The 13,298-nt window shown below is 69.0% G+C and carries 12 protein-coding genes; 2 read left to right on the forward strand and 10 right to left on the reverse strand.

All coding sequences use genetic code 11. The features are described from left to right. Nucleotides 1-108: 108 nt before the first annotated feature. Genes ACTF4R_RS01305 through ACTF4R_RS01335 form a run of 7 tightly spaced genes read right to left on the reverse strand, consistent with a single transcriptional unit; the run spans nt 109 to nt 7,141 of the window. Nucleotides 109-1,014: a polysaccharide deacetylase family protein gene (locus ACTF4R_RS01305; protein ID WP_440005636.1), complete on the reverse strand. Its 906-nt coding sequence runs from the start codon at nt 1,012-1,014 to the stop codon at nt 109-111. Continuing rightward, nucleotides 1,004-2,089: a non-hydrolyzing UDP-N-acetylglucosamine 2-epimerase gene (gene wecB, locus ACTF4R_RS01310; protein ID WP_440005638.1), complete on the reverse strand. Its 1,086-nt coding sequence runs from the start codon at nt 2,087-2,089 to the stop codon at nt 1,004-1,006. The genes ACTF4R_RS01305 and wecB overlap by 11 nt, the downstream gene beginning before the upstream one ends. Continuing rightward, nucleotides 2,086-3,147, reverse strand: coding sequence for a glycosyltransferase family 2 protein (locus tag ACTF4R_RS01315; protein WP_440005640.1), 1,062 nt, complete (start codon nt 3,145-3,147; stop codon nt 2,086-2,088). Before ACTF4R_RS01315 ends, wecB begins: the two co-directional genes overlap by 4 nt. After that, nucleotides 3,147-4,502, reverse strand: a complete 1,356-nt coding sequence (locus ACTF4R_RS01320) for a nucleotide sugar dehydrogenase (protein ID WP_440005641.1) — start codon at nt 4,500-4,502, stop codon at nt 3,147-3,149. Before ACTF4R_RS01320 ends, ACTF4R_RS01315 begins: the two co-directional genes overlap by 1 nt. Continuing rightward, nucleotides 4,499-5,488 (reverse strand): Gfo/Idh/MocA family oxidoreductase, encoded by a 990-nt coding sequence (locus ACTF4R_RS01325; RefSeq protein WP_440005643.1) that lies wholly within the window; start codon nt 5,486-5,488, stop codon nt 4,499-4,501. Before ACTF4R_RS01325 ends, ACTF4R_RS01320 begins: the two co-directional genes overlap by 4 nt. Further along, nucleotides 5,481-6,566 carry a DegT/DnrJ/EryC1/StrS family aminotransferase gene (locus tag ACTF4R_RS01330; RefSeq protein ID WP_440005645.1) on the reverse strand — a complete coding sequence of 362 codons (1,086 nt, stop codon included), beginning with the start codon at nt 6,564-6,566 and terminating at the stop codon, nt 5,481-5,483. Before ACTF4R_RS01330 ends, ACTF4R_RS01325 begins: the two co-directional genes overlap by 8 nt. Further along, a complete protein-coding gene (locus ACTF4R_RS01335; RefSeq protein ID WP_440005647.1) occupies nt 6,563-7,141 on the reverse strand; it encodes an acyltransferase in 579 nt (192 codons plus the stop codon). Before ACTF4R_RS01335 ends, ACTF4R_RS01330 begins: the two co-directional genes overlap by 4 nt. A 567-nt stretch (nt 7,142-7,708) precedes the next feature. Here ACTF4R_RS01335 and ACTF4R_RS01340 point away from each other — a divergent pair. After that, nucleotides 7,709-8,260, forward strand: coding sequence for a DUF7344 domain-containing protein (locus tag ACTF4R_RS01340; protein WP_440005649.1), 552 nt, complete (start codon nt 7,709-7,711; stop codon nt 8,258-8,260). A gap of 127 nt (nt 8,261-8,387) precedes the next feature. On the opposite strand, the gene ACTF4R_RS01345 is transcribed toward ACTF4R_RS01340, so the two are convergent. The 3 genes from ACTF4R_RS01345 to ACTF4R_RS01355 all read right to left on the reverse strand — a co-directional run bounded on the left by ACTF4R_RS01345 (nt 8,388) and on the right by ACTF4R_RS01355 (nt 11,235). Next, a complete protein-coding gene (locus ACTF4R_RS01345) occupies nt 8,388-8,627 on the reverse strand; it encodes a hypothetical protein (protein ID WP_440005650.1) in 240 nt (79 codons plus the stop codon). Between the two features lies 1 nt (nt 8,628). Beyond that, nucleotides 8,629-10,125 carry a hypothetical protein gene (locus ACTF4R_RS01350; protein WP_440005652.1) on the reverse strand — a complete coding sequence of 499 codons (1,497 nt, stop codon included), beginning with the start codon at nt 10,123-10,125 and terminating at the stop codon, nt 8,629-8,631. Between the two features lie 129 nt (nt 10,126-10,254). Further along, nucleotides 10,255-11,235 (reverse strand): hypothetical protein, encoded by a 981-nt coding sequence (locus ACTF4R_RS01355; protein ID WP_440005653.1) that lies wholly within the window; start codon nt 11,233-11,235, stop codon nt 10,255-10,257. Between the two features lie 252 nt (nt 11,236-11,487). On the opposite strand from ACTF4R_RS01355, the gene ACTF4R_RS01360 reads away from it, so the two are divergent. After that, a complete protein-coding gene (locus ACTF4R_RS01360) occupies nt 11,488-13,074 on the forward strand; it encodes an ArnT family glycosyltransferase (protein WP_440005655.1) in 1,587 nt (528 codons plus the stop codon). Nucleotides 13,075-13,298 lie beyond the last annotated feature (224 nt).

Consider the following 13,298-nt stretch of genomic DNA (forward strand, 5'->3'; position numbering starts at 1 on the left):
GGTTTCGACTTTGTTATCCCCCGCCTGCGGAAGAGAAGGGCGTCTCAGCGGAAGTTCAGGAGGCGGCTACGCCACCGAACCGGGAACGGAGACGGCGTCGACGGTCGACTACCGGTCGTTCACGCTGGCGACGCCGGCCGGTTCGTGGCGCGTCTCCACCAGTCTGTCGTGGAGGTCCGCCGGCGGACCGACCCACGCGCCGCGGTCCAGCGCTCCCTCCACCAGGCGGCGGTAGAGTCGCCGGTGGCCGGAGAACTCGTCGGCGAACATCCGCGGATGCCAGAGCGCGGTCATCACGGCGTCGTTCGCGGCCGCCTCGTCGAGCAGGCGTTCGCACTCGCGCCAGGCCGCCTCGAACTCCGCGTCGGGGTCGGGGAGCGCGATGTCCATCACCGTCAGCGGGAAGACCAGGAAGTCGTCGTCGAACGGGCGCTTCGGACGGTAGCCGTACTGGAAGCCGTACTCGCTGCTGGATCCGAGGCTGGTGTCGTAGTCGAGACCGACGGCGTCGTAGTGCTCCCACGTCTCGTCGCCGAGGCGGAGGTGGTGCTGGCGACCGCCGCGCACCTCGTGGCCCAGCGCGGCCTCCAGCGCTATCTTCTGCTCGCACAGCGCCTGGCGGTCGTCGCCGGAGTCGTAGGAGCCGTGGAGACCGATCTCCCACCCGCCGTCGTCGAGGTCGTGGAGGACCTCGAGCAGGTCCGCGTCGAAGATGTCGTAGCGCCCGAAGTGTTCGATCCAGTAGCGCGGCCGGAGCCACTTCCCGGGGGACTTCGCGAGGATGGACTCCTCCTGGAGCACGTAGAACGCCGACCGGACGCCGAGGTCGTCCTCGAGCGTCTTCACCGTCTCGAACTGCCACCAGGGGTTGTTGCCGGGCGCGAGCGCGGCGAGGTGGCTCGGGTCCCGGTCGGCGAGCGCGTAGTACGGCGCCTGCAGGCCCTTGTACGGCCGGTCGACGTCGTGCGTGAGACACAGCGCGAACTCGTGGTCGGGGAGGATATCAGCGGACACGGTCGCGTACCTCAGACTTCTCGACGGAGGTTTCCAGTATCTCGACGATGCGCTCTGCGGCGTGGCCGTCGCCGTACGGCTGTGGCTTCTCGTCGGGCGCGGTGGCGTCCGCGAGCGCGGCCCGGATTCGGTCGGCGTCGGCCCCGGCGAGCACGTTCCACCCGCTCTCGACGGTCTCCACCCACTCGGTCTCCTCGCGGAGGGTGACACAGGGCGTGTCGAGGAAGAACGCCTCCTTCTGGACGCCACCGGAGTCGGTGGCGACGACCGTGGCCGCGTCGAGCAGGGCGACGAACCGCCGGTAACCCACGGGGTCGACGAGCGTCAGTTCGCGGGCGGCCCGCTCGTAGTGACCGAACTCCCGGAGGCGGTCGGTCGTCCGCGGGTGAGCCGGGAGGACGACCGGCCGGGGGTCGTCCGCCAGCGCGTCGACGATGGCCGCGAGGCGGTCCGGGTCGTCGGCGTTGGCCTCCCGGTGGACCGTCGCGAGCACGAACTCGCGGTCCGTGACGCCGAAGTCGCCGAGCACGGAGCGGTCGGCGCGCTCTCGCGCCCACAGCAGGGCGTCGTACCCCACGTCGCCGGTGACGTGGACGCCCGCCGTGATGCCCTCGTCGCGGAGGTTCGACGCCGCCTCCCGCGAGGGTGCGAAGCAGAGGTCGGCGGCGTGGTCGGTGAGGACGCGGTTCGTCTCCTCCGGCATGTCGCTGCCGGAGCGCATCCCGGCCTCGACGTGCGCCAGCGCCGGGTCGAGCTTCGACGCGGCGATGGCGGCCGCCAGCGTCGAGTTGGTGTCGCCGTAGACGAGCACGACGTCGGGCGCTTCCGCCTCCACGGTCGCCGCCAGCCCCTCGAGCATCCGAGCGGTCTGGCGGCCGTGCGTGTCCGACCCGACGCCGAGGTTCTCGTCCGGTCGCGGGATGGCGAGCTCTTCGAAGAACACGTCCGACAGCGACTCGTCGTAGTGCTGGCCGGTGTGGACCAGCGTCTCCTCGTGGTCGCGGCGCAGTTCGCGGGAGACGACCGCGGCCTTGACGAACTGCGGACGCGCCCCGACGACGGTGAGCACCTTCATGGTTCCTCCCGGACGTGGAGGTCCTCGTCGTCCAGTCGGTCGAATATCGTCGCCAGCGCGAGCGTCAGCAGGCCGACCAGCGTCCGGGTCGCCGCGTCGCTCGTCCCGTCGTTGCCGTCGTCGCTGGCTCCCTCGCTATCCCCGCCCCGTCGCAGGGCTGCGACCAGCCCGGCCCCGGTTCCCACCGCCCCCAGACCGTACAGGAACGCGAGCGGGTGGCAGTCCCGTACGAGATACTTCGTCTTCAGCCGCCACAGGAAGTTGTGTGCCAGCAACGCCGAGAGCTTCGGAACGAACGTCGCGTACCGGATGTGGCTCTCCTCGTCGCCGTACACCGCCGGCATCGCCACGTCCGCGACGCGCATACCGGCGACGTTCAGGCGAACGAGCAGGGCGTTGGCGAAGCCGTAGTCGTCGTACACGTCCTCGACGTCGACGGCCTCGAGCGCCCGCAGCGAGATGGCGGTGTAGCCGTTCTGCGGGTCGACCACTCCCCAGTAGCCGCTAGCGACCTTCGTCAGGTAGGTGAGCAGCCAGTTGCCGAACGAGCGCCACCCCGACATCTCGCCCCGGTACTCGGGGTACGAGAGCCGGTCGCCCTTCGCGTAGTCGGCCCGACCGTCCACCACGGGTTCGACGACCCGTTCCAGCATCGCGGGGTCCATCTGGCCGTCGCCGGCCATCACCGCCGTCACGTCCATCCCGTCGTCGCGAGCGGCGCAGTAGCCCGTCTTGATGGCCGCGCCGACGCCGCGGTTCCGGCGGTGGCGGATCGGGACGACGCGGGGACCGTTCGCCACGCCGCCGTCGGACTCCACCTGTCGTCCGTCCGCGTCGTCCGCGACGTCCACCTCGCCCGCTCCGTCCACGAGTGCGCCGACCCGTTCGCGGTCGTCGTCCGCGCGAGCCGTTATCTCCGCCCACGTGTCGTCGGTCGAGCAGTCGTCGACGGCGTAGACGCGGTCGACGAAGTCGGGTACCGTGTCGATGACCCCGCCGACGAACGCCTCCTCGTTGTACGCCGGAACGACGACGGCGACCGTCTTGTCCTCGTACATCACTGCCCTCCGATGGTGTAGACGCGGTGGTCGGTCGCTCCGAGGTCCAGGGCCTGCCGCCCGTCCACGACGACCATCGGGTCGAAGGCGGTCCAGTCGACGCCCTCGAACTCCTCGTGGGCCGTCACGAGCACCGCGGCGTCCAGGTCGCGCTCGTGCAGTTCCGGCAGGCCGACCATCGTCGCGTCGAACCCGCCGGCGTCGGCGAGCATCGGGTCGACCGCCAGCACGTCGGCGCCGCGCTCCGCGAGGTCCGCACAGATGGGGCGGGCCGGCGTCGCTCGCGTCTCCTCGACGCCCGGCCGGTAGGTCAGTCCGAGGACGGCGACGGTCGCCCCCGGAAGCTCCCGGTCTTCGGCCGCCATCTCCTCGGCGAGCTTCTCGACCGTGAACGCCGGCATCGCGTCGTTGACCGAGCGGGCGGTCCGGAGCAGTGGCGTCTCGCGGTCGAACTGCGCCATTATGAAGTAGGGGTAGTAGGGGATACAGTGACCGCCGACGCCGGGCCCCGGTCGGTGGATGTCGCAGAACGGCTGCGTGTTCGCCGTTTCGATGGCGGCGTTGACGTTCACGTCCATCGCGTCGGCGAGCGTGGCGAGTTCGTTCGCCAGCGCGATGTTCACGTCGCGGTAGACGCCCTCGAACACCTTCACGGCCTCCGCCGCGGTCGCGGAGGGGACCTCGATGACCTCGTTGCTGGTCAGTTCGCCGTAGACGAGCGCCGCGACGCGCCCGCTCTCGTCGTCGACGCCGCCGACGACCTTCGGGTACGCCCCCCGGATGTCCTTCAGTGCGCGCCCGCTCGACGTCCGCTCCGGGCAGACCGCGAGGCCGAACTCCCCGCGGTCGAGGTGGCTCTCCTCGACGAGGAGGGGAAGCAGGCCCTCGCGCGCCGTGCCCGGCGGCACGGTGCACTCGACGACGACGAGGTCGCCCTGCTCCAGTCCGGCCGCGACGTCCTCGGCGACGGCCCGGAGGATGGCGAGGTCGGGTTCGCGGTCGTCGGTGATGGGCGTCGGCACGACGACGACGTGGACCGACGCGTCGCGGGCGGCCTCGGCCGGCGATTCGGTCGCGCGGAGCGCGCCGGACTCGACGGTCTCCGCGACGAGGTCGTCGAGGCCGGGTTCGCGGTCGACGTGGCAGTCGCCGCGGTTCACGCTCTCGACGACGTCCGGGTCGACGTCCGCCCCGACGACGTTACCGCAGGTCTCCGCGTACACCGCAGCGAGCGGTAGTCCCATCTTGCCGAGGCCGTAGACGGCCACCGGAATCTCGCCGGTGCGGAACGCGCCGCGCTGCTCGGCGGGCGAGGCGTCGCTGCCGTAGAGCGTCTGCAGTTCCCGCAGGCTCACCGGGGGCGCACCTCCGTCTCGGCCGCGACTCGCTCGCCGCTCGCCGCCAGGCCGTCGACGCGCCGGGCGAGTTCGACCACCCGGAGGCCGTCCTCTCCCGTCACGACCGGCGTTCCGTCCGTCGTCGCCGCGCGCACGAACGAGCGGAGTTCGTTCTTCAGCGGTTCGCCCGTCTCGACCGTCGGCCGCTCGACGATGCTCTCGTGGCGGTAGCGCAGGTCGCCGTTCTCCTCGATGTACTCCGGCGTCGAGTGGCGGTGTATCTCGACCGTCTGGTCGGTGTAGTCGACGTTCACCCGGCAGTCGGCCGCCGTGATGGAGAGGGTCCGCACCTTCTCCTGGGTGACCCTGCTCGCCGTGAGGCCGGCGACGACGCCGCTCTCGAACTCGATGTTCGCGCTCGCGTAGCGGTTGTCGCGCGCGCCCAGCGCCGCCACGGACTCGACGTCGTCGTCCACGAGCGACAGCAGCACGTCGATGTCGTGTATCATCAGGTCCATCACGGCGCTGTCGTCGACCGAGCGTCCCTCCGGCGGCGGTCCGAGTCGCCGGGCGTCGACCGCGATGATGTCGAGGCCGGAGACGATCTCGGAGAGCGTCCGGACCGCCGGGTTGAACCGCTCGATGTGGCCGACCTGCAGCGTCACGTCCGCGGCGCTGGCCTCGGCGAGCAGTTCCTTCCCCTCCGCGGGGTCGGCGACGAACGGCTTCTCGACGAGCGCGTCGACGCCGTGGTCGATGCAGTCACGGGTGACGGCGTAGTGGTACTCCGTCGGGACGGCGACGGAGGCGACGTCCGCCTCCAGGAGCGCCGCGTCCATCCCGACCGCTCGCGTCCCGTGGTCGCGCGCGACGGACTTCGCCGTCTCCTCGTCCGCGTCGTGGACGCCGACGAGGTTCACGTTCGGCAGTTCGCTGTACACCCGGGCGTGGTGGCGGCCCATGCTTCCGACGCCGAAGACCGCCGCGTTCACTGGCTCACTCATAGTCCTTGACTGCCCCCGCGATGGTCCGCACGTCGTCGCCGTCCAGCCCCGGATGGACCGGAAGCGACAGCACCTCGTCGGCGAGTCGCTCCGCGACGGGGGCCTCGGCGTCGACGTGACTGTACGCCGGCTGTTCGTGGATGGGCGTCGGGTAGTAGACGCCCGTGGCGACGCCCTCGTCCTCGAGGTGGTCCCGGAGCGCCGCGCGGTCGTCGGTCCGCACCGTGTACTGGTGGTAGACGTGTCGGCGACCGTCGGGTTCGACCGGCGTCGTCACCGACGACCGCTCCAGGCGGTCCGTGAGGTAGGCGGCGTTCGCGCGCCGCGCCTCGTTGAACTCCGGGAGACGCTCCAGCTGTGCCAGGCCGATGGCGGCCGCGACGGAGGTCATCCGGAAGTTGTGCCCGAGACGGACGTGGTCGTACGACGAGTGGTCGTCGCCCGTCGGCCGGCCGTGGTTGACGAAGCTCGCCGCGCGGTCGGCTACCTCGGGACGGTCGGTCGTCACCATCCCGCCCTCGCCCGTCGTCACGTTCTTCGTCGGGTAGAAGGAGAAGCAGGCGGCGTCGCCGAACGAGCCGACGCGCCGACCGTCGTACTCCGCGCCGTGGGCCTGGGCGGCGTCCTCGACCAGCGCGACGTCGTGGGCGTCGGCCACCTCGGCGAGCCGGTCCATCTCCGCCGGGAGGCCGTAGAGGTGGACGACGAGCACGGCGTCGGCGTCGTGCTCGCGGACGGCCGCCTCGACCGACTCGGGGTCGAGCGTGAACGTCTCCTCGTCGACGTCCGCGAAGACGGGGTCGGCCCCCGCCAGTCGGACGGCGTTCGCGCTGGCGACGAACGAGAACGGCGAGGTGACGACCGTGTCGCCCTCGCCGATTCCCAGCGCCTCGAACGCGGCGTGCAGCGCCGTCGTCCCGTTGTTCGTCGCGACGGCGTGGTCGGTTCCGCAGTAGTCGGCGAACGCCGCCTCGAACGCCCGGACCTCCGGACCGTCGGCGAGGTACCCGCTGTCGAGGACGTCGACGACGCGCTCGCGCTCGGCGTCGCCGATCTGTGGGTCCGCGACGGGAATCAAATCTCGTTCCCCCCCTGAAGGGAGTCGGGGAGCGGTCGGTGTTCGGCCGGCGCGCCGACCGCCAGCGTCTCGGACGGTACGTCGCTGGTGACCACCGCACCGGCGGCCACGAACGACCCCTCGCCGACCGTGACGTCGGGCAGGAGCGTGGCGTTCGCGCCGACCGAGACGTGGTCTTCGAGCGTCGGTCCCTCCATCTCCGACTCCTGTCGGATGGGGTAGGCGTCGTTCGTCAGGACGGCGCAGGGGCCGAGGAACACCTGGTCGCCGATGGTGGTGTTCGTCGGGACGTAGACGTTCGTCTGCATGCTCACGTGCGAACCGATACGACAGTGTCCGTCGACGACGGTGTTCGTTCCGACGACGACGTCGTCGCCGACGACCGTCTTCTCGCGCACCAGGGCACCGTGCCCGGTCGTGAAGCCGTCGCCGATTGCCACGTCGTCGTAGATGACCGTTCCCGACCGGATGGTCGCACCGTCGCCGATGACGGGCGGCTCGGAATCGTCGGCGTAGGAGTGTCCGACCGTCGCCTCGGGGTGGACGTCGTGGTTCTCGTCCCGGCGTTCGCTCACGGGCGATCACCTCGTCGTGTGTGCTGCTCGCGGGGTGTGACAGGGAATCGTTGGTTCATGGATGCTGGTCGTTCGGCCCGAATCCGTCGCCGTGGGGCGACGGGCGGCCGTTACCCTCCCCATGCCTACCTGTCCTCTTTGTTATACGCTGCCTGTCCGGCGGTAGCGCAAAACTAGCGCCGGAGACGTCGTGCGAATCGGCGGGGTCAGCCGACGAAGACCGAACCGAGCCGACGACTGGAGTAACCTCGGCGTGCGGCGTCGAACCGGTGAGCGTACGCGAGGCGTATCGCCCGCGAGCGGTCGGCTGACGCGTACGTACGGGCCACGTACCGACAGGGAGCGAGCGGACTAACGTCGAGCGGGGCGGTTTGGTCCGGTTTATCGACCGCGCCGAGACGGGCGTACGCGGCACACGTCCGGGCTACCGACCGACAGTACCTTGGTAACAAAGTAGGGAAACCGCGACAGACGGTGTATGCGGTGGTGGAACCCGTGACTACAGGGTGGTCACGATCCGGAACGGGGGTGTACTGTTTCCGATGATAGAGCGACAGTCTCGGTGCAATGGCTAGTTCCGGGCTCTCGCAGGACCAGGTATTCGAAGTTCTCAAGAGTCCCAGGCGGCGATACGCGCTCTACTACCTTCGGCGCGAAGGAGGGTCGGCCGAGCTATCGGACCTGACGGAGCAGGTCGCCGCGTGGGAGAACGACACCACGCCCGGCGAGCTGACGACCGAACAGCGCAAGCGAGTGTACATCTCGCTGTACCAGACGCATCTACCGAAGCTCGACGACGCCGACATCGTCGACTACGACGAGGACAGCGGCGAGATCACCCTGTCCAGACGTGCCAGAGAGCTCGACACCTACCTCGGCGACGTCTCCAGGCGGGAACTCCCCTGGGACCGATACTACCTGGCGCTCTCGCTGGCGAGCATCGCGCTCGTCGCTGGCGTCTGGCTCGAGGTGTACCCCTTCTCGACGCTGTCGGGGCTGACGGCGACGGCCATCGTCCTCGTCGTGTACGGCGCGTCGGCGCTCTTCCAGTATCTCTACTACCGTCACGGGGCCGGCCAGGAGACGCCACCCGAACTCCGGCGGGCTGACAGTCAGTGACGAGTCGTCGTCCGTGGCGCGGCGGTAACGTCGCGCAGGTCGTCGTTCGCGGGAGACCGCTGAATCGCGGGTCGACGCGGTCGAGAGGAGAGGCGGTGGGGCCGAAGCGAAGCGGGACCGAGTGGGTCTACAGCTGGTGTTCGAGGTTGCAGACCGCGTCGTCGTCGGCGAGGACGAACGCCTCGTCGCGCAGCATCTCCTCGTCGGCCGGGAGGAACATCAGCCTGTCCGGTCCGCTATCGCGCGTCCGGACGACCTCCCAGTCGTCGAGTTCGTAGTCGAGGTCGCGTTCGAGGTCGGGGTCGTCCGGCACCCGCCGCCAGTCGTTCCTGGAGGCGTTCCGACCGGGTGAGGACTCGTAGACCATCTCAGTTCTCACCCGGTTCGAGCGTGACGGTCGCGGGTCCGTCGACTTGGAAGCGAGTGAGCCGACCGGAGAAGCGGTAGCCGTCCTTCGCGTCGACGATGCGTCCGCTCACGCGCTTGCTCTCGACGGTGTCGTGGGCCTCGATGCGACCGGAGTCGCCGCTCCCCCGCACCTTGCCGCTCACGTCGAACGAGTACTCGCTGACCGCGTTCGGCGACCCCGAGCCGTCGACGACGAGTGCGTTCGGCAGTCCGGCCTCGCCGGACGCGACCTGCTCGCCGTCGATGAAGACGGTCGCCCTCCCGTCGATGTCGAGGTTCGTGACCGCGCCGCCGAAGCGGTAGCTGTCGGTGCCGCCGGCGACTGCTCCGGTCGCCGTCCCGTTCTCGACGTCGTCCTCGGCGTCTTTCGTCGCGCTCCGGTCCGTGCTCTTGCGGAGCTTGCCCGAGACGGTCAGCTCGTAGTTCGTCGTGGTTCCGGCGTCGGAGCTGGCGATGCTGATGACGTTCGGTAGTCCACGCCCGTTCGCTACCCTCCGTACGGTCGCCTGCGCGGCGTTGCCGGACGAGGAGCCGTCGGCGGACTGCTTGCCGGACCCGTTTCCGGACGACCGCTTGCCGGAGTTGCCACCGGTTCCGCTACCGCTGGCGGCCGCTTTCGCCGACATCGGGACGCCCTTCGGCGGTGTGAGGTCCGCGTCGTCGCCCGTCCGGGTGTTCGTCTTGGTCACCGAGCCGCCCTTCGCGGTGGCGACGGAGCCGACGACGTCGCAGTTCCGGAGGTGAGTTTCGCCGTACCACGACCAGATGGCGCGGGTGGTCGTCGAACCTGGCGCGGAGCAACCCTCGCCGCAGGGGTCGTTGCCGGTCGCGTCGACCACGGTGTCGGTCACGTTGCAGGGTCGTTCTTTCGCGTTCAGGCGGACGTTCGAGATGGTGTTCGCCGCGAAGTACGACGACTCGACGTGGAGGTTGCCGCCGTGTCCCTGCGCGCCGGGACCGGAGCCGTACAGACCGTTGTCGATGAACCCGGCGACGTGGACGTTACGGAACGTGATGGTGCCCTGGTGCGGCAGGTTGGCGTCCACCCAGATGCCGCCAGAGCCGCTGCGTGCGACCTGGCCGTCGCCCATGTAGACGTTCTCGATCAGGCCGGTGCCCTCCGCGGCGGCGACGCCGGGCGTCATGAGGTAGTGGCCACCCGGGTGCGTGCCCTTGAACCCGACGTTGCGGATGGTCCAGTTCGACCCGCTGGTGGTGACGAGGGCCGACGCGCCGTCGGCGGTCATGTCGATGAGTTTGTTCTCGAACGTCTCGCCGTCGCCCACGTCGATGGTCTTCGTCTCGCCCGCGGGGACGGTGATGGTGTCGTAGTTCGCCGCCGTCGCGGCGCCAGCCGCCGCGGCCGAGACCGCCGTCGCACCGGCGAGCTTCAGATACGAACGGCGGTCGATGAGACGGTCTCGTTTCGAATCGCGTACCGTTTCGTCGCGTGCCATGCGGCTTCAATGCTACGTTACTGATTCAAGAAGATACCGATTCCCACTCAATGCTAACGGGTCGATTTAAATAAAAACGGGAAAGAAGGATAGGCTCGTTATGCTCGCGTTTCGTCGAGAAACGGGGGATTACTTCCCGTTCGCCGCCTGCTCGGCGCTCTGGGGGACCTTCTTCGGAATCTTCGTCTTGGGGTTGCTACTGACGCCTGTCGTCGAAACGCTACCGCTGGTCGGTCCCTTCACCTCGGAGTTCTTCACGGCGACCTTCCCGCCGTGGAAACCTCCGTTGACGGCCTCGTACTCGGTGACGTTAACGTCGCAGTTCTTCACGGTAATCGGGACGTACCAGCCCCAGATTCCGCGCTTGTTCGGACCGTTGGAGTGGTGGATGGCGGCACCGTTGTTCTCGATGACGCTGTCTTTCACGTACGACCCCGGCGTCCCGAGGCGAACGTTGGCGATGTCGTTGCTCGCACAGTAACAGCTCTCGACCTTCACGGGACCGCCGGCGCCAGCGCCGTGTTTCGCGCCCGGTCCGCTGGCGTACAGTCCGTTGTTCGCGTACTTCTGGATGTTGCAGTGCCGGAAGGTCAGTTCGCCCTCGTGGGGCGTGTTGGCGTTCACCCAGACCGCACCAGGTTCGGCCTCGTTCGCGCTGTTCGTCTCCACGCCGTCGCCCATGTAGACGTTCTCGACGACGGCCTTGCCGCCGGACGAGACGCTCGGGATGAGGCTGAAGAAGCCGAAGGAGCTCGCGCCGCACTTGCCCTTGAACCCGACGTTGCGGATGGTCCAGTCGGAACCGGAGGCGTCGATCTTCGCCGCAGCCCCCTCGGCGCTCTGGTCGATGAGTTTGTTCTCGAACGTCTCGCCGTCGCCGACCGTGATGGCCTTCGTCTCGCCGGCGGGGACGGTAATCGTCTCGTACTGGCCCGCGTTCGACAGCCCGGTCGTCACGTTCGCTCCCACCGCGGCCGCCGTCGCTGCGCCCGCAAGACGGAGGTAGGACCGCCTGCTGACGGTGTTCTCGGATCGCTCGCTCGGGTTGCGATTCGTTTCGTTTCCGCGTTCGCTTTCCGTTCGCTCGCGTGTCGTTTCGTCGCGTGCCATGCAGCTTCAATGCTACCTTACTAGTTTAAGTAGATGACGATTACTGCCCAACGCCGGATTACGAATTTTAAAGCTACCGGCCGAATCGAAGACACCCCCGGTAGGACATCGTTACCGGACGGCTGAACGCTGAGCACCAGCCGGTACAAGTGAAGATGCTCCTGCTGGGGGCTCTCCCGGCGACAAGGAGCCCATAACAAAACGGACACGGGTGGTTTCGAACGTTAGCGGCCCGTTTCGAGGAGACAACCGATGAGCGTCGCCCAGAAACTTCGCAACGCGACCGTCGAGAGTACAGCAGCGTCCGAACGAAAGCGACACGCAGCCGCCCTCTTACCACCCGTCGCGGCAGCTCTCTCCGTGTATCTCGCCTACCTCCTCACCCATCCGCTTCCGGGGTACGGTGCGGGACTGTACGGTGCGATGGCCGAGGCGATACTCGCGAACGGGTACCGGCTCCCCGCGCGCGTCCCCCACTACACGTCCGGCGGGATTCCGTTCGCCTATCCGCCGCTGGGGTTCTACGGTCTGGCCGCGCTACTGGATCTGACCGGCCTCGACTACCTCACGCTCGTTCGCGTACTCCCCGGACTGTTCGCGCTGGGGTACGTCGTCGCCGCGTACTTCCTGGCGTACGAGCTGCTGGGGACGCGCCGCCGGGCGAGCGTCGCCGCCGCCGTCGTCGCCACCAGTCCGACCATCACGACGATGCATCTCACCGCAGGCGGCGTGGTCCGCGCACCCGCCTTCACCGTCCTCACGGCGGGACTGTACGCGGGGGTCCGCCTCTTCAGGACTCACCGTCGGCGCTGGCTCTACGCCGGCGTCGCCTGCTTCGCCGTCCTGTTGCTGACCCATCCCGTCAACGCCGCTTCCTTCGCGTTCAGCTACCTCTTCCTCTACGCCGTCCTGGACCGCACCCGACGAGGCCTCGCGTTCGGTGCCACCGTCGCGGTTGGCGGGTTCGTGCTGACGAGTCCCTGGTGGGCGACGGTCCTCGCGCGTCACGGTACTTCTGTATTCGCGCGCGCGAGCGGAACCCACGGCGGGCTCGGTCTCGAACCGCTCGGCCCCCTCCTGTTCTGGTACACGCCCAACCTCCCGTTTCCCTCGCTCTGGCACCTGCTCGTGCTGCTCGGCGGTTGTTACCTGCTCGCTCGCAGGAAGTTTCTCCTGCCGGGCTGGCTCGCCGTCTCCCTCCTCGTCTTCCCCGGCCGGGTGACGATGCTCGTCGGCGCGATGGTCGCCGCCGTCGGTCTCTGGGGCGCTGCGAGCGTCGCCACGACCCGGACGCGCTCGCTTCCGGTCAGCGCCCCCACGGTCGTCGTCGCCCTGCTCTGCCTGTACGGCGCGGGAACCGGCGCGATGCACGTCGCGAACTATCCGGGCGTCGACGACGCCACCGCGACCCAGTCGTACCTCGACGACGGCGACCTCGAGGCGATGCGGTGGGTCCAGTCCGAGACGCCGCCGGAGGCCTCGTTCGTGGTCGTCGGCGACGTCGGCGAGTGGTTCCCGCTGTTCGCCGAGCGGACGTCGCTGGTGAGCTACCGCGGGACCGAGTGGGAGGGACGGGCGACCCAGCAGCGCCACCTGCAGACGAAGCAGGCGCTGACGGACTGTCGCGACGCCGACTGCCTGACGGCGACGCTGGCCGAGCGCGGACTCTCCCCCGACTATCTCTACCTGCCCCGCGGGCAGTACTCCTCGCTGTACCGGATGCACGAGCAGTCGCCCGGGATGCGTCCGTCGCTCGCCGCCTCGGACCGCTATCGCATCGTCTACCGGAACCGCGACGCCGTGGTCGTCCGCGTCACCGACCTCCCTGCGGAGACGTGACGCCCGGCGTTCCGAACTGGCGACGGTCCCCGCGTCGCGCGACCGCTGCACCGGGGCCGGACCGGGCGCGCGGAAACGACCCGAACGCTCCGCGCCGACGCACGGACGAACGGCGCCGCCAGACGCGACGACGTCCGCGACCGGCGCCGGATATCGACGACGGCGGCGCGACAGTACGACTTCTCTACCGGAATTCCAGCGAGTGCATAACAAAGGCTGAAGCC

The organism is Halomicrococcus pelagicus, assembly GCF_051917725.1.
GTDB lineage: Archaea > Halobacteriota > Halobacteria > Halobacteriales > Haladaptataceae > Halomicrococcus.

Excerpts from the sequence above, each read along its gene's own strand:
- ACTF4R_RS01325 (WP_440005643.1), bottom strand. The coding sequence starts at position 5,488 with ATGAGTGAGCCAGTGAACGCGGCGGTCTTCGGCGTCGGAAGCATGGGC.
- wecB (WP_440005638.1), bottom strand. The coding sequence starts at position 2,089 with ATGAAGGTGCTCACCGTCGTCGGGGCGCGTCCGCAGTTCGTCAAGGCC.
- ACTF4R_RS01360 (WP_440005655.1), top strand. The coding sequence starts at position 11,488 with ATGAGCGTCGCCCAGAAACTTCGCAACGCGACCGTCGAGAGTACAGCA.
- ACTF4R_RS01345 (WP_440005650.1), bottom strand. The coding sequence starts at position 8,627 with ATGGTCTACGAGTCCTCACCCGGTCGGAACGCCTCCAGGAACGACTGG.
- ACTF4R_RS01355 (WP_440005653.1), bottom strand. The coding sequence starts at position 11,235 with ATGGCACGCGACGAAACGACACGCGAGCGAACGGAAAGCGAACGCGGA.
- ACTF4R_RS01340 (WP_440005649.1), top strand. The coding sequence starts at position 7,709 with ATGGCTAGTTCCGGGCTCTCGCAGGACCAGGTATTCGAAGTTCTCAAG.
- ACTF4R_RS01350 (WP_440005652.1), bottom strand. The coding sequence starts at position 10,125 with ATGGCACGCGACGAAACGGTACGCGATTCGAAACGAGACCGTCTCATC.
- ACTF4R_RS01315 (WP_440005640.1), bottom strand. The coding sequence starts at position 3,147 with ATGTACGAGGACAAGACGGTCGCCGTCGTCGTTCCGGCGTACAACGAG.